This window comes from Maribacter polysaccharolyticus (assembly GCF_028882255.1).
Taxonomy (GTDB): Bacteria; Bacteroidota; Bacteroidia; order Flavobacteriales; family Flavobacteriaceae; genus Maribacter_A; species Maribacter_A polysaccharolyticus.
Genome location: NZ_JARBUY010000001.1, coordinates 1,141,223 through 1,166,488 on the forward strand (window position 1 = coordinate 1,141,223; position 25,266 = coordinate 1,166,488).

22 protein-coding genes are annotated in these 25,266 nt (G+C 35.3%); 13 read left to right on the top strand and 9 right to left on the bottom strand.

Going from position 1 to position 25,266, the window contains the following annotated elements:
- Window positions 1–156 precede the first annotated feature (156 nt).
- The 5 genes from PHU20_RS04820 to PHU20_RS04840 all read left to right on the top strand — a co-directional run bounded on the left by PHU20_RS04820 (window position 157) and on the right by PHU20_RS04840 (window position 5,365).
- On the top strand, window positions 157–2,559 hold the full coding sequence (locus PHU20_RS04820; protein WP_274824210.1) for a bifunctional aminotransferase class I/II-fold pyridoxal phosphate-dependent enzyme/GNAT family N-acetyltransferase: 2,403 nt from the start codon (window positions 157–159) through the stop codon (window positions 2,557–2,559).
- 15 nt (window positions 2,560–2,574) lie between these two features.
- Window positions 2,575–3,414, top strand: coding sequence for an RteC domain-containing protein (locus PHU20_RS04825; protein ID WP_274824211.1), 840 nt, complete (start codon window positions 2,575–2,577; stop codon window positions 3,412–3,414).
- A gap of 273 nt (window positions 3,415–3,687) precedes the next feature.
- Window positions 3,688–3,972, top strand: coding sequence for a helix-turn-helix domain-containing protein (locus tag PHU20_RS04830; protein ID WP_274824212.1), 285 nt, complete (start codon window positions 3,688–3,690; stop codon window positions 3,970–3,972).
- Window positions 3,973–3,975: 3 nt separating this feature from the next.
- The gene (locus PHU20_RS04835) at window positions 3,976–4,719 is read left to right on the top strand and encodes a hypothetical protein (protein ID WP_274824213.1); all 744 of its coding nucleotides are present in this window, start codon (window positions 3,976–3,978) and stop codon (window positions 4,717–4,719) included.
- A complete protein-coding gene (locus PHU20_RS04840) occupies window positions 4,703–5,365 on the top strand; it encodes a P-loop NTPase family protein (RefSeq protein WP_274824214.1) in 663 nt (220 codons plus the stop codon). Before PHU20_RS04835 ends, PHU20_RS04840 begins: the two co-directional genes overlap by 17 nt.
- A gap of 110 nt (window positions 5,366–5,475) precedes the next feature.
- On the opposite strand, the gene PHU20_RS04845 is transcribed toward PHU20_RS04840, so the two are convergent.
- Both PHU20_RS04845 and PHU20_RS04850 read right to left on the bottom strand, forming a co-directional pair.
- On the bottom strand, window positions 5,476–5,685 hold the full coding sequence (locus PHU20_RS04845) for a hypothetical protein (protein ID WP_274824215.1): 210 nt from the start codon (window positions 5,683–5,685) through the stop codon (window positions 5,476–5,478).
- 1,066 nt (window positions 5,686–6,751) lie between these two features.
- The gene (locus PHU20_RS04850) at window positions 6,752–7,360 is read right to left on the bottom strand and encodes an RNA polymerase sigma factor (protein ID WP_274824216.1); all 609 of its coding nucleotides are present in this window, start codon (window positions 7,358–7,360) and stop codon (window positions 6,752–6,754) included.
- 110 nt (window positions 7,361–7,470) lie between these two features.
- Here PHU20_RS04850 and PHU20_RS04855 point away from each other — a divergent pair, with 110 nt between their 5' ends.
- The 5 genes from PHU20_RS04855 (at window position 7,471) to PHU20_RS04875 (ending at window position 16,306) form a co-directional block, all read left to right on the top strand.
- Window positions 7,471–8,640: a FecR family protein gene (locus PHU20_RS04855; protein ID WP_274824217.1), complete on the top strand. Its 1,170-nt coding sequence runs from the start codon at window positions 7,471–7,473 to the stop codon at window positions 8,638–8,640.
- Window positions 8,641–8,736: 96 nt separating this feature from the next.
- Complete coding sequence (locus PHU20_RS04860; RefSeq protein WP_274824218.1) at window positions 8,737–12,237, top strand: SusC/RagA family TonB-linked outer membrane protein; 3,501 nt, start codon at window positions 8,737–8,739, stop codon at window positions 12,235–12,237.
- A gap of 12 nt (window positions 12,238–12,249) precedes the next feature.
- Window positions 12,250–13,782 (top strand): SusD/RagB family nutrient-binding outer membrane lipoprotein, encoded by a 1,533-nt coding sequence (locus tag PHU20_RS04865; RefSeq protein WP_274824219.1) that lies wholly within the window; start codon window positions 12,250–12,252, stop codon window positions 13,780–13,782.
- A gap of 128 nt (window positions 13,783–13,910) precedes the next feature.
- Window positions 13,911–15,488: a family 16 glycosylhydrolase gene (locus PHU20_RS04870; RefSeq protein WP_274824220.1), complete on the top strand. Its 1,578-nt coding sequence runs from the start codon at window positions 13,911–13,913 to the stop codon at window positions 15,486–15,488.
- 2 nt (window positions 15,489–15,490) lie between these two features.
- On the top strand, window positions 15,491–16,306 hold the full coding sequence (locus tag PHU20_RS04875) for a metallophosphoesterase (protein ID WP_274824221.1): 816 nt from the start codon (window positions 15,491–15,493) through the stop codon (window positions 16,304–16,306).
- Window positions 16,307–16,917: 611 nt separating this feature from the next.
- Here the strand turns inward: PHU20_RS04875 and PHU20_RS04880 are convergent.
- The 6 genes from PHU20_RS04880 to PHU20_RS04905 form a co-directional block, all read right to left on the bottom strand.
- Window positions 16,918–17,529: a GNAT family N-acetyltransferase gene (locus PHU20_RS04880; RefSeq protein ID WP_274824222.1), complete on the bottom strand. Its 612-nt coding sequence runs from the start codon at window positions 17,527–17,529 to the stop codon at window positions 16,918–16,920.
- A gap of 9 nt (window positions 17,530–17,538) precedes the next feature.
- Entirely contained in the window at window positions 17,539–17,694 is a 156-nt protein-coding gene (locus tag PHU20_RS04885) for a hypothetical protein (RefSeq protein ID WP_274824223.1), read from the bottom strand.
- A 1,315-nt stretch (window positions 17,695–19,009) separates the two neighbouring features.
- Complete coding sequence (locus tag PHU20_RS04890) at window positions 19,010–19,150, bottom strand: hypothetical protein (RefSeq protein ID WP_165453867.1); 141 nt, start codon at window positions 19,148–19,150, stop codon at window positions 19,010–19,012.
- 12 nt (window positions 19,151–19,162) lie between these two features.
- Window positions 19,163–19,573: a ubiquitination-like system serine protease family protein gene (locus PHU20_RS04895; RefSeq protein WP_274824224.1), complete on the bottom strand. Its 411-nt coding sequence runs from the start codon at window positions 19,571–19,573 to the stop codon at window positions 19,163–19,165.
- A complete protein-coding gene (locus PHU20_RS04900) occupies window positions 19,560–20,735 on the bottom strand; it encodes a ThiF family adenylyltransferase (protein WP_274824225.1) in 1,176 nt (391 codons plus the stop codon). Before PHU20_RS04900 ends, PHU20_RS04895 begins: the two co-directional genes overlap by 14 nt.
- Window positions 20,736–20,741: 6 nt before the next feature.
- Window positions 20,742–21,002: a multiubiquitin domain-containing protein gene (locus tag PHU20_RS04905; protein WP_274824226.1), complete on the bottom strand. Its 261-nt coding sequence runs from the start codon at window positions 21,000–21,002 to the stop codon at window positions 20,742–20,744.
- 134 nt (window positions 21,003–21,136) lie between these two features.
- Here PHU20_RS04905 and PHU20_RS04910 point away from each other — a divergent pair, with 134 nt between their 5' ends.
- From PHU20_RS04910 to PHU20_RS04920, 3 genes are read left to right on the top strand one after another with little or no spacing between them, the layout of a single operon-like run.
- Window positions 21,137–21,472: a helix-turn-helix domain-containing protein gene (locus tag PHU20_RS04910; RefSeq protein WP_274824227.1), complete on the top strand. Its 336-nt coding sequence runs from the start codon at window positions 21,137–21,139 to the stop codon at window positions 21,470–21,472.
- Between the two features lies 1 nt (window position 21,473).
- The gene (locus PHU20_RS04915; protein ID WP_274824228.1) at window positions 21,474–22,061 is read left to right on the top strand and encodes an ImmA/IrrE family metallo-endopeptidase; all 588 of its coding nucleotides are present in this window, start codon (window positions 21,474–21,476) and stop codon (window positions 22,059–22,061) included.
- Window positions 22,062–22,063: 2 nt separating this feature from the next.
- Entirely contained in the window at window positions 22,064–23,293 is a 1,230-nt protein-coding gene (locus PHU20_RS04920; protein ID WP_274824229.1) for a reverse transcriptase domain-containing protein, read from the top strand.
- A 522-nt stretch (window positions 23,294–23,815) separates the two neighbouring features.
- On the opposite strand, the gene PHU20_RS04925 is transcribed toward PHU20_RS04920, so the two are convergent.
- The gene (locus tag PHU20_RS04925) at window positions 23,816–25,021 is read right to left on the bottom strand and encodes a hypothetical protein (RefSeq protein ID WP_274824230.1); all 1,206 of its coding nucleotides are present in this window, start codon (window positions 25,019–25,021) and stop codon (window positions 23,816–23,818) included.
- Window positions 25,022–25,266: the final 245 nt, after the last annotated feature.

Sequence of the window (25,266 nt, forward strand, 5' to 3'; positions counted from 1 at the left end):
TTTAATTGACTATAGTTTTACTATTCGTTGATTAATAAAGAATGAAATCTTATTTGTTAAGGATTAACACTTGACTCTCAAGGATTTTAAAATATCAAAAAAGGATATTTTCCTACAAATACTATTACATTTTACTTCACTTTAAAATTTAGTAGTATGGCAAAGATCAAACATCATAATTTTTTAAACACGGTCCATGAGGTATTTACGGATGCCAAACAAGAAGGCGTCTTACATTTGTACGCAGAAGGTGATTCATTTTCCGGAAGGAAGATAAAGGTCAAAAATCGGGACCTATTCCATTTTGGAACAACTGGATATCTTGGGCTTGAACAAGATCACCGACTCAAAAGAGCCGCTATTCAGGCCATTGAAAATTACGGGACACAGTTTCCTTTATCAAAATCCTATATCTCAAATCCCTTATATAAAGAACTTGAAGAGCTCGTGACGCAAATGTATCAAGCACCGATCATCATTACCAAAAACAGCACGCTTGGCCATCTAGGGGTCATTCCAAGCGCCGTCGATGATGATGACGTCATCATTTTGGACCACCAAGTACATTGGAGCGTACAGAATGCTGCCAAGATGTTAAAGACACGTAGTGTTCCTATCGAAATGATTCGGCATAACAACCTGGAAATGCTTGAGGATAAACTGAAAAAATATACACACTCCAAAAAGCATATATGGTACATGGCCGATGGAATCTATTCCATGTATGGGGACTTTGCCCCGGTCAATGATTTAATGGAACTGGGTAAAAAATATCCACAGTTACGATTCTATTTCGACGATGTCCATGGCATGAGCTGGGTCGGACAAAATGGAACAGGGTATGTTTTGAGCCAATTGGGGGAACTACCACCAAATGTCTTGCTATTTGGAACCTTGAGTAAAACTTTTGGGGCCAGCGGTGCCCTATTGGCATGTTCCGATTCGGAACTATACAAAAAGATCAAGACCTTTGGGGGTCCCTTGACATTTTCGGCCCAATTGGAACCTGCATCCGTAGCTGCAGCAATCGCATCGGCCAAAATCCATTTGTCCGCTGATATATACGTCCTACAAGATGAACTGAAAGAGCGAATCGATTACTTCAACGAATTTCTGGCTAAGACCTATCTACCACTGATAGATCATAATGAATCTCCTGTATTCTACATCGGAACAGGAATGCCAAAAACCGGATACAATTTTGTCAATCGGTTGATGAAGGAAGGATTCTATGTGAACCTAGGGATTTTTCCTGCCGTGCCCGTAAAGAATACGGGTGTCCGAATAACCATATCCAGACATAATCATAAGGAGGAAATCAAAGCATTGGTAGCTGCTATGGAATATCATTATCCTAAAGCACTAGAAGATACCCGAACGACCCCTGAGCGTGTTTTTCATGCTTTTGACCTTCAGCCAAAAGTCCTAAGTGGGAAGGTTGTGAACGTTGACCTTCAAATTGACATGATGGAAACGATCGAAGAAGTCGATAAAAACCAATGGAATAATCTAATGATAGGTAAAGGAGTCTATGACTGGGATGGATTAAAATTTCTTGAAAATGTATTCCAAGGTAATACTCGTAAAGAATTCAATTGGGACTTTCGCTATGTGTTCATCAAAGATGGAAATGACAAAATTATCTTGGCAACCTTTTTGACCCATACCTTGTGGAAAGATGATATGTTGGCCAACGAAAATGTTTCACGGGCGATAGAAGCGGAACGCAATGACGACCCGTATCATTTGACTTCCATGGTAGTCTCGATGGGATCCTTATTTACGGAAGGAGATCATATGTATTGGGACGGGAAACATCCTAAGGCCAACGCCGCTATGGATTCCTTGATCCGACTTTTGGAAGACCTACAGCACGACCTTGGCGCAAAAATGATAGTACTCCGTGATTTTGAAAGGGGAACACCCTGGCATCGAAACCTTCAGGGGAATGGCTTTGTCCGGGTCCAAATGCCAAATTCCTGTGTCGTGGACCTAAAGGGCGTAGTAAACCTCAAGGATTATCTTGCCAAGTTATCCAGTCGAAACCGAAAGCATTATCGTAAGGACATTAGGCCTAATTTGGATAAGGTTAAAGTAAATATAGCTAAGAAGGCTACTCCCTCAGAAATAGCACAGATCAAGAAGTTGTACGGCAACGTGCACAGGAACAACCAAGGACTCAATACGTTCTCATTCCCGGAAAAACTCTTTGACCATATGGACGAACATCCGCAGTGGGAATTTATTATGATACGTCCTTCTGACCAACCCGAAACTGTAATCGGCGTAATGCTTTGTTATAAGAATCCAGGACAGGTCTACGTACCTGCATTCATTGGAATGGACTACGACTACCTTACTGAATTCAGTACCTACAGACTACTGTTATTAATGACCATTGAACAGGCCATTGCGTTAGGGTACTCCAAAATTGATATGGGTATGACGGCTTCGTTCGAAAAAAAGAAATTGGGAGCCCAGGTCATCGAAAAATATGCATACTTACAGACCGCTGACAATTACAACTTGGAACTACTTGGAATAATGGAAGGTCAGTGAGAAATCCGACGACACATGAAATACCAAAAACTGCTAACGGAATTCGAGGCCCAACTGGATAAATTGGAAAATGGACAAGGGGATATACTATTCAAGGCTGAAACAGGTATTGTACAAGTAGAAAAATACATCAGAAAACTACATATGGGGATTGAGAAAAAAACTTTCACGACCCAAGAGGATGAGATCTATTTCTTTAAACATGTAAAACCCCAAATTTTTAGCAAACTCATTTATTACGGTAAGCTATTTACCATTGAAAGCAAGAGACCGAGAGGCAATAATACATCCCAGATCAAGTATTTGAAACATCAAATAGACAAGCTCCAGATATTCTTTAATGATAATCTGGAGTTTTACAATTACTACCGTCGCGGTGCCATGTCGTTAGATGAGCATTATTTCATTCGAGGCAACCGAGATTTAAGACTTCCCCTTGAATCCTTTCATTTTTTTATTGATGACCAATTCTCAACATGTCAAGATGGTACGGTAGCGACCATTATGGCCTATGATATGCTAATCGTATACTTACAGCGGGAAGTGGATCATTTGGACAAAATCATTGAAACACCTGAAAATATGCCTATGCAAAAACCATCAAAACTTTTTTGGACCGGGAGTAAGACCGATCTAATAGAGTTGCTATATGCCCTCCATGTCAGTAATTCAATCAATAGCGGAACTGTGGACATCAAGGAACTGGCCTCCCATTTCGAACATTTCTATAATGTTGACCTAGGTAATTATTACCACACCTTTATTGAAATAAGGTCAAGGAAAACCAGTAGGACGAAGTTCTTGGACAAACTCATCGAAATGCTGAACCAACGCATGGAATCTTTGGATGAATAAGCATACCATCGGTACCCAACTATGACCCAAGATGGGTTATTCTGAATTGGCCCCTCCCCCTATCCTAAAATAATGGAATGGTCGAAACAGACGATATGAATTACGGGCAAAAATCCTTAAACTAAATGACAAAAAAAACCTACCCACCTCTGTCATAGCTATGGAAATAGTTCTAAAAAACCGAAGCAGCTTTGTAGAACGAAAGTCAAATCATTGCAAAGCCGTCATCAAAAAACGATAACCCTGACGGCTTTGTTTTTAAACTTATTTCATATGGCAACAAATATTATAACTACAGACGATCTACGCGATTTCAAAATGGAATTGCTCGACGACATTAAAAACCTTCTTACCACACAGGCTTCGGGAAGAATTAAAAAATACATGAAATCATCAGAGGTCATGGATTTACTTCAAGTAAGCCCAGGAACCCTTCAAAACCTCCGTATCAATGGAACACTCCCTTACACAAAAGTGGGCGGTATCATCTACTACGATTCCGATGAAATCCAAAAAGTAATGGATGCCAACCGCATACACCATGGCTTAAATTCCTAAGCTATGAACTATATAAAGCTACTGAATACGGCTTTTGAAAAATTTTATTTTGATGAACGTCTAAACCCAACCCACATCAGCTTGTATATGGCGCTGTTCCAAGAATGGAACAGCTACCGCTTTGCAGATGTGTTTTATGTGAACCGCAGGGACTTAATGAAAGCATCAAAAATCGGTTCCAAATCAACCTATCATCGCTGTGTAAAAGACTTGGATTCTTGGCTCTACCTTTCTTATTTCCCATCCAACAATCCCTACAAAGGCAGCAAAATCAAGATGTCCATAATCGATTCAAGTGATGAACCAGATATGGACCGATACGACCCTGTATTAGAACAACTTGCGGAACAGCACTGTCCCATTCGTGAACCCGTTGTGGGACAGCACTATCCCATAAATGGACAAGCTATAAACACACACCGTCCCACCAGTGGACAAGCCTTGGTATCCAATATAAACAATATCAAACAAGAAAACCATATAAAACAACCAAAGGGCAGGCAGGCGGTTATTCGTTTTTTTGAGGAAAATGGTTTTGATCGAGATGAAGGGAAAAAGTTTTTTACGCATTATAAAACTCGAAACTGGCAAACAAGCGATGGTGAGCAAATTAGAGATTGGCGGGCTCTAGCCACAAACTGGATGGATAGAACGGATTTATTTGAATCTAAAAACAAAGAACAACCATCCCTAAACCAAGACAACTTGCGAACCACAAAAACGAAAGACTATGGACAACCCCTCTAAAATGACAGTAAGTGGTGTGGAATATTCGCTTGGGCACTTTGACGGAAAAAGCGTTCTCTACGATTTCGACAAGATTCTTATTTACCTGAATGCAAAAGGAAAATTACTTTTTGGCAAACACTTCAGGATTTACGAGGAAGACGCGATAATCATTCGTAAACTATGCCACTATTTCATCAAGGACAAAGAAAATTGTAAAAAGAACAATATAGACCCGGACAAGGGCATTCTTCTTTCAGGCCCGGTAGGATGTGGAAAGACAACTTTAATGAAACTACTACGACATATGGTACCAATGCAACGTCCCTACGAGATGATTCCTTGCCGGAATGTAACCTTCAGTTTTAATCATCTTGGTTTTAAAACCATCGAGGCATATGGAAACACGAAATTTTTCTGTTTCGATGACTTAGGTATAGAACCTCCTGGACGATTTTACGGAAAGGATCTTAATGTTATGGGCGAAGTATTGTTGTCAAGATATGAACTTTACCTGCAGACCAAACACAAAATCAAAACCCACGCCACGACAAACCTCAATGCCGAGGAATTGGAAGAACGCTATGGCAATCGGGTTCGAAGCCGCATGCGGGAACTGTTTAATTTGATTGCTTTTGATAAGGGAGCTGCGGATAAGCGTAAATAAGACGATATAAATATTAAACTTTGGCAAATTTAATATTATTTGCCCAATCTTAATTAAAGCGATTGCTTTTGACAAAGGCACTGGGGACAAGAGGAAGTAAAATTCATCCGTTATTTGGACTTTAATCGATTATAATTATCAATCAATGCTTCCGACACGATTTTGGCTTTTTCATTACTGATACAGTCAAAAGTGATTTTTTGGGTTGTTATATATTCTTGCATTAGGATTTCAACATCTTTGCTGTTCAGGTATCCATTATCCTTTAAGTTGCCAAGGATAGCACTATATCTGTCCGAACTGAACCCTTCTTCTAACATATTCTTTATTTGAACTTAATGTGACGGCAACAAGTGGCGAGTTCCCAATCTACCTTATACACCACAGTTGTTCTCCGTTTGTTATTTTAGATAAAAGGAAATCGGTTAAAATAAAAAGGGTCTCAATACATTTTTATGACCTGTTACTGCCTAAGTAGGTTCTGTGAAACAATTCCACTGTCATTCCTTGATTGGCCTCGGGAATACCTCCCCCTTGGATCCATTCATCCTCGACCAGTTTCCTTCCTGCTTTGAAGGTTAAACTCCGTTATAAGGCAAACCAAGGCTTCCCCTTTGGTTTTTTGGTCCTTTCCTTTGTATAATCCTCTAATATTGTCGATCATGGTCGGTTTTCGCTAATGCTAAATATATTCCAAATTTGGAACTATAGAAAGTTAAATCGTTGTATGGGATGATTTCTTTTGAACTCATCCATTATTTGAACTTTTCAGTAAGATAGTTAGAGTCCTCCTGAATACTAAACTCTTTGCACAGGTTGGACCGAAAAGGGAAAGCTTAAGAAAAGGAATTTTAAAAAAACTACTGACTCATTTTTTTATAAATGAAAAATCTTTCAATGTGTCACTGTTTGACTGAAACAGGTGGCACCATCACTACGAAATAGCCATTTTCAAAGTTTGCACCAGTAGCGCACCGAATCGAACTTGTATTTAATATGAACTTGTTTGTATGTAAAATTTAATTGATTGTCAAGAATCGTTATCGGAATGATTCTTAGCTATCCTAAATTCTACATGTCGTAAAGGTCAAAAAGGTAATATTACCCTAAATCTTGTGTGAGTTGTTAAAATTACTCTTATCGATTTAAAGGAGATAATTTGTGAGCAATCGTGTCCATGAATATGTCTGTCAAAATGTCCACAGACCAACTCTTTTTTGGATCCAGTTTTACCGGATGCACCGCTTGTGAAAATCTGTCTAATGCTTGAACTCTCCTGATGTAATACAGAAATTATGAGGACAAGTAAGTTTTTAGCAAACTAGCAGAGTTAAAATAAGGTAAAGGACAACGTTGTTGCGTTAAACTCAGAACCTTACTTATAAACTAATGGTGAGGTATTTTATTACTACTAGAATTGAGTTCAATCAGTAGAAACATTATGGGCATGATCTTATCCTTCAATTTTCCCCGAAGTATCCTGAATGCCTTATTCATTTGAACTTCTACGGTCCTTCTGGAAACTTTCATGAAATCCGCAATTTCAATATTAGTCAAACCCTCTTGTTTGCTTAATAAGAATGTTTGCTTACATCTTGGAGGTAGGTTTTGAACTTCGCACCGGACCAGTTCAATCTGTTTTTTTAAAAGTTCCTCATTTTCATTTTCAACGATTTGCTCCAAGGCTTCAAAATGTATTCTCTCAATAGTCAACATTCTTTTGTCCTTTCTCCATTGATCGATAAAGCCATTATAGACCGACTTGTACAAAAAACTTTTTATAGACTTTATTGATCGTATATTACGTCTTTTCTCCCATAAACTAATAAATACATTCTGAACTAGATCTTGGGCTCCCTCATAATCATTTGAAAGACTGTAGACATACAAACAAAGGGAATGATGATAGGTATTCATCAAATACACCAACGCTTGATGGTTTCCCTTTTCAAGTTCATCCTTGAGTACTCCGTCATTGGAAAAATCAGTATTCATTTTGCGAAATCTACAAATATTGTGGGGTAAATATATAAAAAACAAAAAATATTTTGCAGAAATATAAGTAATGTTCCAATGTGATTCGTCTTACTAAAAAGAGTTCCTTAATGTTGAACGACAAAATAGAGGCCATAATAATCAAATACTTTACCAAATCTGTCTCGATCCCCGAATTGATCAAGTTGACAGAATGGATGAGTGAGCCATCCAACGCTTTGATTTTTCAGGACTATGTAAAAACCAATTATCTAATAGATTCCAATATGCTTGACTTTGATACGGAAGCCGAAAAAGAAAAAATATTACAAAAAATAAGGGAGGATGAAAAAAACATCCGCAATAATAAATTTAAGGATTTGCTTAAGTATGCGGCAATATTCATTGGTGCTATTGGCCTTGGATTCTTTCTTCTGACTGATGATTTTTCTTTTACGAAAGAACAAGATATCATCACCAATATTAAAACTGAAATACAGCCTGGAAAGAACAAGGCTATCCTAACATTGGAAAACGGCTCAGATATAGATTTGGAAAACAGTGAAAACTTAAAATTGACAGGGCGTTCAATTTATGGCGAAAAACTGGTTTATGATACCAAGGCAGAAACCAAGAACAATAGTATCCAATATAATTATCTGGCGATTCCAAAGGGAGGGCAGTTTTTCGTGCAATTGTCAGATGGCACAAGGGTATGGTTGAATTCAGATTCGAAACTAAAATACCCGGTCAATTTTATTAGAGGGCAAGCAAGAAAAGTTGAATTGCTCTACGGTGAGGCCTATTTTGATGTATCACCAAGCACTGATCATAATGGGGATACCTTTCAAGTCCAAACCAGAATTCAAGAAATCGAAGTTTTAGGGACTGAGTTCAACATAAAAGCTTATCAAGATGAAAAAGAGATTGTTTCCACATTAGTTGAAGGAAGGGTAAAAATCACCAGTGGCACTGAAACAAACGTTCTCAGACCGTCGGAGCAAGCACTCCTATATACTGGGGGTCAAAGTATGACCATTCGCAAAGTCGATAAACTGTTCGATGAAATTGCCTGGAAGGATGGATACTTCAGTTTTAAACATAAGTCTATGAAGGATATTATGAAAATTTTGTCCAGATGGTACGATATGGACTATGTCTTTAAAAATTCGGAAAAAGAAAACAAGCGCTTTACAGGAGTATTGGATAGAGAAAGTACCATTAATGAAATATTAAACTATATACAAAAAACCAATGAAATAAGTTATGAGATAAAAAACAAGACCGTAATTATAGACTAAGTAAAAAGGAACAAAGTCGCTACCTCCTAAAGTGTTGACTTCATTCCCTCTACGTAAGATTAATCAAATTGATCAACTAATCCGAAATACTAATTTATGAAAATTAACTTTACCAATGTTATTCTCCATAAATGGGGAAAACTTCTACGAACCATTATGAGAACATTTATTTTTCTGTTTTTCACATCAGTCTTTAGTATTACCCCAAATAATTCGTTCTCTCAAAATGCCAAAATCAAAATCGATTCTGATATGACAATATCGGTAGCTCAGATTTTTGAACTCGTTCAGCAACAAGCCGGTTATAAATTTGTTTATAGCGACGACCTGATTGCTGATGCTCCAAAAGTTGAATTGAAGAAGGGTGTGATCCCTGCAAAAAGACTTATAAGAAAAGGATTGTCACCTATAGGATGTTCCTTCGAGTTTACTAACAACGAAACAATTATTGTAAAAAAAGATTTGAATCCACCTTTAGTGGAAAGTACCATTAGTTTGGAACAACAACGGACAATAATGGGAAACATTAAGGATGAAAATGGTGGGCCACTACCTGGTGCTTCGATTGTTGAAAAAGGTACTACCAATGGAATATCAACCGATTTTAATGGTGATTTTTCTTTGGATATTACCTCAGATCCGGCTATTCTGATAGTTTCCTATTTGGGTTTCCTAACCAAGGAAGTGGCCGTCGGTGCTTCAGATTTCGTGAGTATAACCCTTCTCCCAGATACGGAAAGCCTAGAAGAGGTTGTGGTAACCGCTTTGGGTATTAGGCGGGAGGAAAAAGCCTTGGGTTACGCCGTTCAAGAAATCTCAGGAGAAAGTTTGCAAAAGGTATCCGGCGTGGATGTCGGTACTTCACTAACCGGTAAAGTCGCAGGTCTTTTGGTCAAGAACTCAACAGATTTTAATGTTGCACCTGAAATTACCATTCGAGGTGAGGAACCCCTATTGGTGATTGATGGTATTGCTTATGCCAATAAAACGCTAAGCGACGTATCTTCAGAGGATATAGAATCAATGAGCGTATTAAAAGGAGCAACAGCTTCCTCACTTTATGGATTTCGTGGAGCAAATGGCGCAATTCTGATTACTACAAAAAATGGTAGTACTGGTAAAAGTGGATTATCTGTTGACCTAACAACCAACACAATGTTTTCTGCCGGGTTTTTAGCAATTCCTGAAAAGCAAAGTATTTATGGGCGTGGCACAAATAATACTTATGATATTAATACAGATCAATCATGGGGTCAGGTTATGGATGGATCGATACAAACGCAATGGGACCCTATTTTAAAGGAGTTTAGGGATTTTGAATACCTACCAATAGGCAAGGACAATTTCAAAAACTTTTTAGAACAAGGGTATATAACAAATAATAATGTTAATGTGGCGTATAGAGAGGGGAATGTTGCCTTAAGGAGTTCCATAAACTGGACAGAAAATAAGGGACAGTACCCAAATTCCACTTTAGACAAATACACGTATACCTTAGGCGGGGATATTGATTTGGACAAGTTTCAATTGACTTCAAATTTATCGTATGCCAGAAGAGAATCCCCGAATATGGGTTCTAACGGCTATACTTCCTATGACCCAATGTACACTTTATTGATTTGGGGACCTGTCGATTACAATGTTCTCGATTATAAAGATAATTATTGGATCATCCCGGACGTACTCCAAAACAACCATTATGGATATGATTATGAAGAAAATAGATATAGGGGAAAAAGCCAAAATAGCCCGTATTTTGACCGATATGAAAAAACAAATGAAGTATCGCGAGATATCTTTAATGCAGACCTCTCCATGAGCTATGATATAGCTGATTGGTTAAAAGCAACTGTTCGTTCAGGATTGGATTTTTATGTGGATCGCGGACAGTTAAGGGTTTCCCAAGGCTCTTATGTATCAACCGGTAACACAGCTATTCCTGGAAATCTGTATACTTGGAATGGTACTAGGACAGGAGCCTATGTAACAGGTAAAACACAAGGCTTTAGTACAAACAGTGATCTGTTGCTTACAGGTAATAAAACTTTTGACAAATTTGAAATGGAATACCTTGTTGGGGGGACAATATATTATAAAAGAGATGATAATATCAATGCCCAAACAGTAGGTGGTATTTCAATTCCCGGTTTTTTCTCTTTAAATGCATCAGTAGAACCAGCAGCTGTTTCAGAAACCACATATGCACAGCAGGTTAACTCCGCATTTGGTCGCTTTGCCTTGTCATGGAACAAATTAATATACTTTGAAGTCACTGGGAGAAATGACTGGAGCTCTACATTGGCAGGGCCCAATGTATCAGATTCAAAAAGGTCTTATTTCTACCCCTCGACTTCAAGTAGTTTAATAATTTCGGAATTGCTACCTGAATCCACTAAAAGTTGGCTTGATCTATTAAAGATCAGAAATTCTTGGACACAATCAAAAACACCTGCGGGGATCTATGAAATAAATAGCGTTTTTACTACTACAACAGGTCTCTGGAATAATGTTAATGGGGCTAGTGCCCCCAGTAGTTTATATGATTTAAATAGTATTCGACCTCAAAGTGCCGATACCTATGAGGTTGGTTTGCAAGGGATTTTGTTTAAAAAACGCCTAACATTTGATGTATCCTACTATACAAAAGACATGTACAACTTATTAAAATACGCCCCTGTAACTGCCGCTTCAGGGTATACCAGTAACTATATTAATACCGATGAGGAAAGAGCACGCAGGGGGTGGGAAGTAGCACTTACTGCTAGGCCAATTGATAAAGAGGATTGGCAATGGGATTTAAGTATGAATTGGTCAACGTATAAGGAAGTATATACAAAATTAGACCCCCTATATTCTACTGAAAAACCTTGGATAAAAGAAAATGCAAGGGTTGATGCTTATGTAGGAAAAGAATTTTTAAAAGTTCCTGAAACAGGAGAAAATATCTATAGTAATGGACGGATCCAAAGAAGTGCCTATAGTACAGTATTCGGTTATTCCGATCCTGATTGGTTATGGGGGGTGAACTCTACCTTACAATATAAAAATCTAAGTCTATTCGTTTCAATGGATGGTGTTGTCGGCGGTTTAATGAATACAAGGACAGAGAGTTATATGTGGCAATCTGGTGGCCATCCCGATTCAGTTACAGAGGAAAGAGCTTTGGACGTTGCCACACCGGGCTCAGAAAATTATATTGGAGATGGTGTAATGGTCGTATCAGGGGATGTTAGTTTCGATACGGATGGTAATATATTGGAAGATACGCGTGCTTTTGCACCAAATGATGTACCGACCACATATCTAAGAGCCGTAAAGGATTTACACAACAGTAGTGCTTGGGGAGGTTCGGGAACTACGGCCGATGCCTATGAAAAAACCTTCTTTAAGCTGCGAGAAGTATCTTTAACATATAACGTTCCAAACCGTGTGTTGGAAGGTTGGGGACCTATTAAAAATGCGTCCATTAGTTTCATAGGACAAAACGTACTGTTATGGGCAAAAGATTTTAAATATTCCGATCCAGATGGCGGTAGGGAGGATTTTTCCGATCCCTCTGTTAGATATCTCGGAGCTAATATTAAACTTTCATTTTAATAGACAAAAAACATGAAAAATTTAAAATATACTATCATAACGATCATTTCTTCCATCGTTGCATTTTCGTGCAGCAATTTTGAAGATATAAATACAGACCCGGATAAATCAACCACTGTTGCTCCGGAAATGCTTGCTACACAGGTATTGGTAAATACATATAGATTGTCAAATACTAGTGCTGATGTTTATACCCAGGTCAATCTGTTCAACAAACATACCGCAGTTCTTAAATCCAGCCCAGATCCAAACCAATACTATTTTTCATATTGGCCTTTTGGTAGTTTTGGTAAATACAAAAATCTGACCGACCTTAAAAGAATGGTTGAATTTTCTGAGGGGGCACTATATGAATCCTCATTTAAGGGCTTAGCCTTGTTTCTCAAAGCTTCTTACGGTTTTTCGGCAACATTGGATGTGGGGGATGTCCCTTATTCTGAAGCAGGAATGGCCGAAGAAGAAATTACAAGGCCAAAATATGATAAACAAGCTGAAGTATTTGCACAGATATTGCTTGACCTTCAACAAGCGGAATCATATTTTGCGGAAGGAGCTGATTTTGGGGGTGACATCATGTTTGATGGAGACGTTACCAAATGGCGTAAGCTTTGTAATGCCATGCAGCTTAAAGTTATCCAAACTATAAGTAAAAAAGCTACTACGGACCAAAAAAACCGTTTTTCCGCCATTGTAAATGCCGGTAATTTGATGGAAGGCAATGATGACAATTTAAAATTGGTTTATTCTGAAAATCCAAACGCGACATTTCCTTTTTGGAATGGTGAAAATCAAAGAATTGACGAAGGTGTATCAAAATTAGTAGTTGATGCTTTAAAGAATTTCAATGATCGAAGACTGTTTTATTTCGCTGAACCTGCTCAAGCCCAGATTGATGGGGGTCAACTGGAATCCGAGTTTGATGCCTATGTGGGGGCCCCCACAGCACTGGCAGCAGAACAACTATCTTTGAATAATCAAGCTGGTATATATTCTTTGGTAAATAAACGTTATGTGGAATTTATGGATGGTGACCCCATGCTACTTTTTACCTATTCCGAACAATGTTTTATTATTGCTGAAGCCATTGAGGAAGGTTGGGTGAGTGGTAATGCTCAGGAGTATTATGAAAAGGGGGTAAAAGCCATGTTGGAATATTATATGAACCTCAACCATACTGAAGGGTGGGTTCATGGTATGGCTATTGACCAAGAATATATCGATAATTATTTTACAGGTGCTGCTGCCTATGCGTCTACAGGTTCCAAAGAAGATCGTTTGGAGCAAATATTGACTCAAAGATGGTTGATAGATTTCTTTCAAGGGAATGGTGGCAATTACCCACAATTTCTGCGTACAGGTTATCCTGAATATCCTTTGGACCCCGCAACCAGTTTAAATCCTGATGATCCAACGGTTTATCCAAAACGATGGAAATATCCTGAAAACGAACAAACGACTAATCCTGAAAACTATCAGAAAGCCATTGATGTACAATATGGCGGTTTTGATGGAATTAACCAAGTTCCCTGGTACTTAAAGGATTAACTGAATAAAGTATTGATTATTTCATATTGTTTAAGTTGTTAGTTTAGTTGCATTGATCTAAGGGCATCTTCTGCATGCCCTTAGATTATTATTGATTTACATTATTTTCTTATTTAAAATACAAATCCATGCGTTTCTTATTTGTTATACTATTTCTTACAAGTTTAAATTCTTGTAAAAACTTAAATCCGAATGATGAAATTACATTTGCTGATAATGTTGTTATAGCCCATCGTGGTGCTTGGAAACAGCATGGTCTTCCTGAAAACTCAATAGCTTCGTTGAAACACGCTATAGCCTTAAACTGTACCGGCTCTGAATTCGATGTACGGATGACAGCCGATGATGTTTTGATCCTCAACCATGATAATGTTTACCACGAACTCCTTATAGAAGAAACCAATTACGAAGAATTGGCAAAGTTCAGACTTTCGAATGGAGAGGTATTGCCGACCTTAAGGGATTTTATACTTGCTGGGATCAAGGATAATACAACAACGGGATTGGTCTGTGAAATAAAAACATCAAAATCCAAAGAGCGGGGGCAGCTTATTGCCAAGAAAGTGGTCGAATTGGTTAATGAACTGAATGCTGGACAGTTTGTTGCTTCATATATCAGCTTTGACTATGACATTTTAAAGAGAATCATTGAATTGGAACCACAAGCGAAGACACAATACTTGAACGGTACTAAAACCCCTGAAGAATTACATGTGGATGGTATTTCTGGTTTGGATTATGAGCGCCATGTACTGCTTGACCATCCTGAATGGATACAAAGTGCTAAGGAGTTAGGTTTGACCTTAAATGTCTGGACTGTCAATAACCAAGAGGATATGGATGTATTCCTGGCAAACGGTTTTGATTTCATTTCTACCAACGAACCGGAGTTGTTATTTGAAAGAGCAAGTGCAAGTCCTCTAAACAGTGGATATAAATTAGTGTGGAGCGATGAATTCAACTATAATGGTAAGCCAGATCCTACCAAATGGACCTATGATTATGGATTTGTCGCCAATCAGGAAAAACAGTACTATGTTGATAGCTTAAAAAATGCAAGGGTCGATAATGGTCACCTGATTATTGAGGCCCATAAGGAAAAAGTGGCCAATAAGGATTATAAAAACGCAGAAATCAAAGGTTGGGTAAAATACAAGGCAGAAATTGATACTGCACAGTATACTTCTTCAAGACTAAAGACCGAAGGTCTTGTTGAATGGAAATACGGTCGCATAGAAGTAAGGGCAAAACTTCCCAAAGGTCGAGGCATGTGGCCCGCCATATGGATGTTGGGTGAAAACAGGAAAGAGATAGGATGGCCCGAATGTGGTGAAATTGATATTATGGAACATGTAGGTTATGATAATGACACCATACACGGCACCATACATACAAAGGCATACAACCATATAATCGGTACCCAAAAAGGTAAAACTATTTTCATTGAAAATCCAAATGAAGAATTTCATGTATTTGTAATAGAATGGACACCCGGGAAAATCGATTTTTTATTGGATGGCGTTGTGTATAATCACATAGAAAATGAACATAAAACTACTGCTGAATGGCCTTTTGATCAAAATTTCTATCTTATATTGAATGTTGCCGTTGGTGGTGGTTGGGGAGGTAGAAAAGGAATTGACGATAGCATTTTCCCGCAACAAATGATTGTTGATTATGTACGGGTGTATCAAAAACTGAATTAGCAATGTCCAATAGAGTCCTTTATAAAAATAGTTATATTATAGCTTTTTTCCTTTTATTCCTCTTGTCTTGCAGTGGAAGACCAGAACCATTTACTTTTGTACAAATGTGCGATACCCAATTGGGATTTGGAGGTTATGATCACGACTTGAAATCGTTCAAAACAGCTGTAAATCAAATCAACACTCTTAACCCTGATTTCGTGGTTATATGTGGTGACCTTGTTGAAGAACCTAACGATACTTCATATAAAGATTTCAAAAAGGTGATGGAAGACTTTAATATGCCATGTTATCTGGCTTCAGGGAATCATGATATTGGGAATATCCCCAATGATAGCACACTCAATTATTATAGAAATGCCATAGGTAAGGATTATTATAAATTCGAGCACAATGGATATTCATTCGTAGTCACCAATACCCAATTATGGAAAGTAGATATTGGGGGTGAATCTAAAAAACATGATAGTTGGTTTAAAAAAACGTTGAGGATTGATAAGGCTCATAATCACCAGACCTTTGTGATTGGTCATTATCCATTGTTTTTAAAAACAATAAATGAAGATGAGGAATATTTTAATTTACCTTTAACAAAAAGGAAAGAATTGATAGAACTGTTTGAACAAAACAATGTATTAGCTTACTTATCTGGCCACACACATAAGACTGTGATAAACCATTATAAAAATATCCAATTTATAAGTGGAGAGACCACTAGTAAAAATTTTGACAATAACCCTTTTGGGTTTAGGCTTTGGACAGTTGGTGATACAATAAACCAGCAGTTTGTTCCATTAATGACCAAAGATTTGAATTAATTGAAAAAGTTAATTTCTTAGTAACCTTTTAACCAGATGTTTTTTTTAATTTTTAATTTTGACATTGGTGGCATGCGGGGAGGTGAAAAAGAATTGACCATAGTTTTTACGCACAACAAATGGTTGTAGATTATGTGCGGGTTTATCAATTAGAAGAATAGTTTTTAAACCAACCTCACTACTAAGTAATTTAGCTTTTTCTTGGCGCACCATATTGGCTTGCAAGAGGTTATGTATAGGAATCGATTTGGTGAAAGAACAAAAGCAAAATTCAAAAAATATGTTTGTGAGAATTGTCCCATAAATCAACTCCAGAATTTCAATAACTATCGAAGCTAGTGGAGAAGAAACTTGCAACTAACTAATTACATCGTTTTTTTTAACTTTATTTAGAATCTAGAAGTAGCAAAACAACAACTATTACGGAAACTACCGATGAGGCTATTATCCAAAAAGAATGCACATTATTTGGATTGGATAAAAACGACCTTATTTACTTTTCCTCTTTTTCATCTCACATCAATTTTGTTTTTTAAGTAAAATACATATTTAACCTTCACATCGTAAAAGAACTGTACAGTTTATCCTTTATTTGAACTTTCAATCGTGGATTATCCTTTTGCCAATACAATTAAATCAAAAAACATAAGTCTTGTGGATAATGATGCCTCATTGGGTAAGCCTGTAAATTTTTTTTCTTGTTCTTCAGAAGAAAAAAGACTTTCGAAGCCATTTTTAGCATAATATCTTAGTGCTCTTGGCTCATTATAAGAATCAACAACAATAAACCTACAACCTGTTTTATTAGCACCATCAATAAACCAAGACTTAATGAAATCCATTAGTTGTTTCCCTGTATTATCTACTTCGCCTTCAATATTTCTATAATCTTTATGAACACCCAATCTTCCAATAAGAACAGCAGGATAGCTTCTCATGTGCTTTTGTCTTGGAATCTCTTTGATTACCTTCTTCTTTCTTGAATTTGGTAAATGTGTTGTTTTTATACTATCGTTAGAAATAGTAAATGCACATACAATCACAGCAGGGTCCTCATCTAAAGTGAAACAATATGTCTTACCCAAAAGTTCTGCAGAATAATTATCTACATCATTGGTGAAAAAATCATTTAAATCTTCATGGTCGCAATCAAAAGGATTACAACTATCTAATATTTCTTGATTATAAGGTTTTAGGGTGCAATTATCAAGTAGAAAACCCAAAGCAAATATTTATAATTTTGCCTTAGCTAAAATCTTTGAAGCAACAGAAGTTTGTTTGGAAAAATCAATAGAAGATTTCTTAGCATTATTTTCAGCTATCTTAGAGTTAAAGTGAGCTGCTGCTTTATCTTTTAATACTGGTATTGATTTAATTGTAATTGCCATTATTCTTAAATATAGAACAAAATTATATAATTTATTAAACTTAAAACAATTTTTATACCAAAAACTATATTTAGTTACTTAAATATCTTATTTAACTTAAATACTTAAACGGGTTATTCTTTTACATATTTTAAATCTTTATTTAATTGTTTCTTTTAAAAACTCATAAATCTTAACCATTGCTAAGGTATCTAATTGGCAATAGTCTAAAAGTTTTTTCTCCTAGCTTCTATATCATCCTTTATTTGAACTTTTCAGGAAGACACTAAGAGTCCCCCAAAATAATAATTTCCTTGCCAAAGATGCGCTCTGTAAAGTGTATAGATCTGATTGTTGTTAAACTACGTACTCAATTAAAACACTTACAAGCGGTTAAAATAACGGCAAGAAATATTATAGCCCTTGGAAGGAAGCAACAAGTAAAACCTAATCCCTACTAAAATGAGTAAAACCTCAAAGCTGTTAAGCTAGTTTGACATAAGAAAAATTATAGTACAAATGTATTGTGTGCAGTTTCCGTATAGCTGTGCTATTTTATATAATTGTAGATATGATTGCCTTTAGGCTCATATCGTCAACAATTATGTAAAAGGAAACCAATACGCTATACTTAAATAATTGTTCTCCATTCGTTAACTATAATTGCATTATGTAAAATATCCCAGAAGCATTTGTTTTCATTAGAATAATTGGAACTTGGGTCATTAAACTATTAAGTGGTTTGCTTCACAGCGTTTAAAAACATTTGCATCTATAATTAGCCGTTATGTAAAATAGCCGCTACTAAGCGCTCGATTGTTTTATAAAATCAAATTGCTCTGGCAATTTATTTTACACGCAATTATCCAACGCTTGCCAACGCCAAAATAAAAGCTAACTTTTTTGCTCTTATTAAAAATCGCGGATTCGATAAAATGTACGTCATAAAAAATTTTAGACGATTCTCGTAAGCTTGCCACAAGAGCATAAATTTTAAGAAAAATAAAATTCTATACACTTGTTAACTATAGAACTTCAATTAATCTTTTTTCGTGTTTCATTATCTTTTGTCTTGAAACAAAAGAAACAAAAATTCAAGGCTGCATATAATTTTGGAAACTATTAACGGCTCATTAGCTATATTTAAGGAAACATCGGAACTCGTTAAGATTGCTTTGAAATTCATTGATTAATTGAAACTCTTAAGAAACTGAATTACTAAACCCCTAAAATATGCACGCTCATTTCTCCTATTGTTTTGACCAAAATTTTATGAGGCCAAGGTAAATACCGAGATTCTAATTTACATAATATTTAAAAACTCAACTATTTGTAATTAGTCACCTTTTTTGTGCTTATGCTTTTTTAATGGTGGGTAATCTTTCTTTTTATCTGGTGAAACTCTTCTTCTTTTGTCCAGTGAACCATCATCTTTTCTCGGTTTAGGACCTGGTTTAATTGCTTCAATTGTAATCATAATATTTGTTTATTAATTTGATAATAGCATTAAAAACCAATCTAAAACTCTTCTAAAAATTGATTTTCTCACCTGTTTTGATTCTAAATCATCATAATAGGCTTTTCTTTTTCTTGCTTCTGCTTCACGTCCTGCTATGATTTCCTCTTCACTCCAATCATGTGACCATTCAATATTTCCATTAGTAATCCAATAATGTGACCTACATGGTAATTGCCAATTACCTATAGAAGGATATAAAGTTGGTTTATTTTTAACTTCTTTAAACGACCATTCGGATGGCTCAATTGGAGTCATTATTTTATTTTCACAACCACATGGGCACAAATGACCTGCAATACCAAATTCTTCAGAAACATATAAAATTCCTTGCTCAAGGACTTTTGGTAAATATTCAACTTTCAGCAATTTAATTTTTTCCATTCTCCCCTACTAAATTTACCCCATCAACATTAAATAACATATGGAAATATGAATTGTCATCCAAATAAAAACCTCTCATTTGTTTATATTTAATAACCGCTAAACAAGCATTTAAGGCATTAAGTTCTGAAATTTGAATATTACTTTTATAAACATCATCGGGAATATCACTTAATGGAGCTAGCCTTTTATTAATAGTACTTTGTGCTGATTCGACAGGGAAATATGTAGTTCGAAGTGTGCCACTTATTAAGCCAGTATCTTTGTCTAATCCCATACCTAAATCTATAAATGGTATTTTTAGTTTTACTAGTAAATCAAATATTTCACCACGAGCAGCTCCGCTATCAACACAAACAAAAGCAAAAGTTACGCCAGTCAAATCTTCTTCTGAATCACAAGTAATATAATTAGAATAAATATTTACATTATCACGGAAATTTTGATAACGATTGTTATATACTTCTGTTTTTCTTTTACCTAGTTCTTCTTCATTTAATTTTCCAGGAGAACGGAATGCATTATGAACATGATACCAATCTCCATCAAATCCTTTGATTTCTTTTACTGGAGTTTTAACTAAAAAATCTAAAAGGTATGAACCAGTCCCACCAAGTCCGATAATCGCAATTGTATCTTCTTCAAGTTTAGCACTTAACTCTCCTATTCCCGCCCTACTTGTTAACGTATCCCTAAATTTAAACACAGATTTAGTATTTTCATCAGCTACTCTAAAAGTATAAGGGTTCGCATCAAATTTATCAATTGCTGGTCCAGAAATTATAGTAATATAATTTTCAATTTTTTCGAACCAATCTTTAAATTTTCCACTTGGAGGCTTGTTAGAAAAAGACCTTTGTACAACCAAATCTTTTGAAGCCAAATGGACTGATGTTGCACCACCACCAAGATTTCTAATTGGTTTTCCGTTTAATTCATGAGGATGACTACCACAAAAGAATATTTGATGGTCTCTCATGCCCATTTTATTCTGGCTAATAAAATTTACTATTGAAACTATTGCTCCAATTTGAAGGTTTCCGTTATTGTCTAGATAAGGGATATCTCTAACAACAAGATGATTGCTATCTATTGCCAATGCATATCCCTTTTTTAATAATCTATCAATATCCTCATTATTCTCTGCTAAACTTACTATCATTTCTATTTAAGATTGTCCCGTATGTTTAACTTTAAAAATCATTCCTTCTTTTACTCTAACTTTTCCACCTGGAGATAAAATTCCAGTTGGTTTGTTTCCATTTCCTCTTTCGTAAGTAACAGAATAGGTTCTTTCTGGGTGTTGAGGAAAATCTGGAAAAGCAAGCGTAACCACTTCGTCATAAGTTATTTCATTTTTCTCTTCTTCATGAGGTGTACCATTAACTATAATAGTTACCAATTTTTTTTTGTCTTCTTTCTTAATCATGATAATTAAATTTAAATTACTATATTTGTCTCACACATAAGATTATGTTGCATCAAAGATACGTTATGTTGACTGTCTTACAAGTGAAACAATGTCTTACTTATTAACAACTTTTTAATTTTATTAACATTTAGATGAATTCTGAATTAAATACAAGCCTTTTAGCAGGCATGCTTAAAACAAAAAGAGGTAGTACTGGATTAAGAGATACAGCTGCCCAAATAGGAGATATTAGCTCCGCAACACTTTCAAGAATAGAACAAGGGAAACTTCCTGATGTAGAAACTTTTATCAAAATTTGTAAATGGCTTGAAGTAACTACAGAAACTTTTATCATTTCGAACAAAGAACAAAAAGTAACGTCCTCAAAAGACAAAATATTAGCTCATTTACGCGCTGATAGAGAATTAGACCCAGATACGATGAGAATGTTAACTCAAGTAATAGACTTGGCTTATAATAAGAAGTGATTTGGCAAAAAAGAATTATTTGAAAAGAGGTTTTAAGGCAAAAGCAGAAAGAATTTCAAATAAATTCAGAGCTGAATTAGGTCTAGAGTTTAATCAGCCATTATGTGGGTTTGAACTTGCTAAACATCTTAATATTGAAGTTATGTCTCCAGAAATTTTGGGTTTAGATAATCAACAACTTGATGTTTTAATGGGTAATAGCAAAGAAAGTTCAGGTTGGTCGGCTTTGACTATGACCAATTATAATGACAAAAAAATTATTATTCATAATACAAGAGCAAGTGAAGCCAGACAGCAAAGTGATTTAATGCATGAGTTAGCGCATATAATATGTGAGCATGAAATCGTTGTTCCAAAAGGAGTGGTCCTTCCAAGTTATATGAGATATTACGATAGAAATCAAGAAGCAGAAGCTGAATATCTTGGTTCAGCTTTACAATTACCTAGAGAGTGTTTGGTTTGGGCTTTAACTACTGGTAATATGTCTAAAAAAGAGATATCAACTAATTATTCTGCTAGCTTACAAATGGTTAATTATAGAATTAATACAACTGGTATTAGAAAACAGATAAAATATATTAGAGCTTAAGTTTGACACTACTAGAGGAATTATCAAATAAAGATTTCTTATTTGAGGCATGGAACCAATTAAAGAAAGAGAATGAAGATTCCCATGGATTATCTGGGCTTACAATAAAAGAGTTTCAAGAAAATCTTACTACTAATATTTTCAATATTAGACGCTTTCTAAAAAAAGGAAGCTATAATTTTTCCCCGAATAGAGCGGCTGTAATAAAAAAAGAAAATGGGAAGTACAGACCATTACAAATACCAGAAATTCGAGATAGAGTTGTTCTTAAAGCGTTAGCCATCCTTCTTGAAGAAAATCTCAAAGAATTACTTAAAGACAGCGAAGGCATAAGTTATGCATATCAAAAAGGGAAAGGTGTAAAGCAAGCCGTACTTCAAATGAAAAGCGTTTTTGACCAAGGAAAGCAAATAATACTTAAAGCTGATATTGTTAACTTTTTTGAAGAAGTTGATAAAGATTCACTTTTAAAGAATAAAATATTTCCGAACCTTAAAGATAAAACAATAAATTTTTTAATAATAAACGCTCTTAATCAAAAGCTTGGAGGATTAAAACGCCTTGGCAAAAAGCATAAAGAATTGTTTAAAAATGCAGGAAAAGGTATTCCTCAAGGTAATCCACTTTCTCCATTGCTCTCAAATGTTTATTTGGCGGACTTTGATAGTTACATGAAAAATGAAAACCATCCAATGGTGAGATATGCAGATGACTTCATTGTTTTGTTTGATAATCTCGAGAATGCAGAAGATGGATATAATCATATTTCTGAATACTTAACTAATGAACTTGGATTAGAAATTCATGAGTTAGATGAGAAAGATATGGGAAAAACCACTATTGTAAATCCGTTTAATCAAACTTTATCCTTTCTATCTATACGTTTTGATGGCAAAAAATTATTACCGCCACGAAATTCTATTCCATATCTAAAAAGCAAAATTGCTAAAGAAGTTAAGAGAGGTGAGCTTAATGAAGACACTTTTAATTCAGTTTATACAATTATTACAAATTGGATTGCTTTATACTCGTATTTGGAAATAGACATATATTTTGATGCGATTGATAATTATTTTGTAACAGTATTGAAGAAAAAATTTGGTTATGAAAAGATTAAAACCACTAACTGTAAGAAATTAAAAGCTAGATATTTTAAGGAAAGAAGTAAAAAAAATAAAGCTCCTTTTTGGAAAAAAATATTACCTTCTTTCTCAAACTCAAAAAGTATATAAAGTAACCATTCCACACACATTATGCTTCCCTCCTACGTCGTCGCATAAAAAGTGTTCCATTAACATTGTAGAAGAAACTTTTAGAATAATTTTTTTAAAGAAACTGTAGTAACAACTATCGCTTTTAACCAAAGCACAAGTTGCATAACGCGGTATATTATAATACATTTTGTATTATTGGTTTAGCCAGTGGCTGAAGCAATAATCAAGAAAGCTGGTGCGTTGTCATAATTTGAACAAGGTTTAATCCACCTGTAGCCTTACCCAATAATATGAGCAAGCCAAACATTTTTTTCTTCTTTTCCGACAAAACAACTTTAAGCCTATTAATTCCCGTTTTGGAGATTTCTGTTAGCATATTAAGCAATATATATTTAAATATTAACCTAAAATTACATTTAAACAGTGTTTATTTATAAAGTATTTAACAAATATTATCATTTCACACACATTACTCTTCCCTCTTATCAGCAGTCAGTTAATAAGGATTCTATTATAATTTAACCAAGAGTGCCGTTCGTTTTAATTTTTTGAATTTTCATCTTCAAGCTTTATGCTAAAGCCTCCTACAAACCTTATCGAGAAAAGGAACTGAGTGTCTGTAAGCCCTTCGACATCATTTCTACCTGCTCCACCTATCATTGGCATTGAAAACTCCGCGATAATATTGTTTAACCTAAAACCAAATGAAGGTTCAATACCACTAAAACTTGTGTCAGTCGTTCCCAAAAATTGATTTCTTATTAAATTGTTTGTTGGAGATGAGATATCACCAGTCAATTCTCTAAAAGTATAATTTAAACCCAGCCTTACACTGTATTTTCTCCTATTTTTAACATCACGAATTTTATTATTTGGCAAAAATTCGTGAAACAGTCCAAACCTTAAATTCACCGCACCTGCATATCTGCTTTTGTCTACCTCCTCATCGGCAAAGTTCCAAAGAACATTCGATGCATTAATTCTAAAATTTGCACCACTTATCCATTTTGTAATCCATCCACCCTTTACCCACAATAATTCTGGGTTAAAGTAAACATCAGAATTTATGAAAACTGATTGTTTAGAACTTACCGGGTTTAAAACATAATTGCCGAATAATCTTGTATTAGACACATTGCCATCGTCTAAGATAGCCTCAAGCGAATCAACACTTGATGCAACATTTATATAAGCTTCCATGTCTAAACTCTCAAAAAACCTTTTGAAATTCTTATCTATGGTCATATTCTTCGTTGCATTACTTATTGTAATTTTTTCTTTTTCAAGCTCTTTTTTCTCTTCTTCTAGTTCTTTTTGTCTATCTACTAAATCAGAAGAGCTATTTTCTATTTTAATTTTTTTGCCTATTTTTTCGATTTTGACCTTTAAACGTTTTAGCTCTCTTTCTAAATTATTTTTCTTTTTTAACTTTAGAAATAGTTCCTTATCCTGATAAAACAATTCCTTTTGTTCTTCACTCTTGTTTAAAAAGTATCTTTCAAAAATGACTCCCAAACCAGCCGATCCCTGAACTTCATCAGTTGCCTCGCTAAGATTTGCCTGTAAATTTGCTGTACCAACAAAATCAATATAGAATTGGTTAGGTCCGTTTGTTGGAATGGATTTTTTGTCAATCTCTGTTATATTTTCATTCAAATAACCATTTGAAGAATCTTGAAAATATGCATTGGATTGCTGAAGAGAAATAAAACTCATCAAAAACATAAGTGTGATTTTACTTTTCATAATAATAATTTTAGTTAGTCAAAATTCAATTCTAAAAACATAATGAATATCCCCCTTTTAAGGGTATATCTGAAGGCGCTTAAATTGTGGGGGGAAGTAAAATGTAGGAAGTCAATTATCTGGAGATCAACAAGTTATTAAATATATATAACAAGATAATGTACAAAAACCATATAAATTCCGAGGTTTTTCTACCATTTCATACACTTTTTCTTACAAAACTTGGTGTTTTTAAAAAAGCTGTT

Coding starts and splice junctions, on each gene's coding strand:
- PHU20_RS04820 (WP_274824210.1), top strand. CDS start 157: ATGGCAAAGATCAAACATCATAATTTTTTAAACACGGTCCATGAGGTA.
- PHU20_RS04825 (WP_274824211.1), top strand. CDS start 2,575: ATGAAATACCAAAAACTGCTAACGGAATTCGAGGCCCAACTGGATAAA.
- PHU20_RS04830 (WP_274824212.1), top strand. CDS start 3,688: ATGGCAACAAATATTATAACTACAGACGATCTACGCGATTTCAAAATG.
- PHU20_RS04835 (WP_274824213.1), top strand. CDS start 3,976: ATGAACTATATAAAGCTACTGAATACGGCTTTTGAAAAATTTTATTTT.
- PHU20_RS04840 (WP_274824214.1), top strand. CDS start 4,703: ATGGACAACCCCTCTAAAATGACAGTAAGTGGTGTGGAATATTCGCTT.
- PHU20_RS04845 (WP_274824215.1), bottom strand. CDS start 5,685: ATGTTAGAAGAAGGGTTCAGTTCGGACAGATATAGTGCTATCCTTGGC.
- PHU20_RS04850 (WP_274824216.1), bottom strand. CDS start 7,360: ATGAATACTGATTTTTCCAATGACGGAGTACTCAAGGATGAACTTGAA.
- PHU20_RS04855 (WP_274824217.1), top strand. CDS start 7,471: ATGTTGAACGACAAAATAGAGGCCATAATAATCAAATACTTTACCAAA.
- PHU20_RS04860 (WP_274824218.1), top strand. CDS start 8,737: ATGAAAATTAACTTTACCAATGTTATTCTCCATAAATGGGGAAAACTT.
- PHU20_RS04865 (WP_274824219.1), top strand. CDS start 12,250: ATGAAAAATTTAAAATATACTATCATAACGATCATTTCTTCCATCGTT.
- PHU20_RS04870 (WP_274824220.1), top strand. CDS start 13,911: ATGCGTTTCTTATTTGTTATACTATTTCTTACAAGTTTAAATTCTTGT.
- PHU20_RS04875 (WP_274824221.1), top strand. CDS start 15,491: ATGTCCAATAGAGTCCTTTATAAAAATAGTTATATTATAGCTTTTTTC.
- PHU20_RS04885 (WP_274824223.1), bottom strand. CDS start 17,694: ATGGCAATTACAATTAAATCAATACCAGTATTAAAAGATAAAGCAGCA.
- PHU20_RS04890 (WP_165453867.1), bottom strand. CDS start 19,150: ATGATTACAATTGAAGCAATTAAACCAGGTCCTAAACCGAGAAAAGAT.
- PHU20_RS04895 (WP_274824224.1), bottom strand. CDS start 19,573: ATGGAAAAAATTAAATTGCTGAAAGTTGAATATTTACCAAAAGTCCTT.
- PHU20_RS04900 (WP_274824225.1), bottom strand. CDS start 20,735: ATGATAGTAAGTTTAGCAGAGAATAATGAGGATATTGATAGATTATTA.
- PHU20_RS04905 (WP_274824226.1), bottom strand. CDS start 21,002: ATGATTAAGAAAGAAGACAAAAAAAAATTGGTAACTATTATAGTTAAT.
- PHU20_RS04910 (WP_274824227.1), top strand. CDS start 21,137: ATGAATTCTGAATTAAATACAAGCCTTTTAGCAGGCATGCTTAAAACA.
- PHU20_RS04925 (WP_274824230.1), bottom strand. CDS start 25,021: ATGAAAAGTAAAATCACACTTATGTTTTTGATGAGTTTTATTTCTCTT.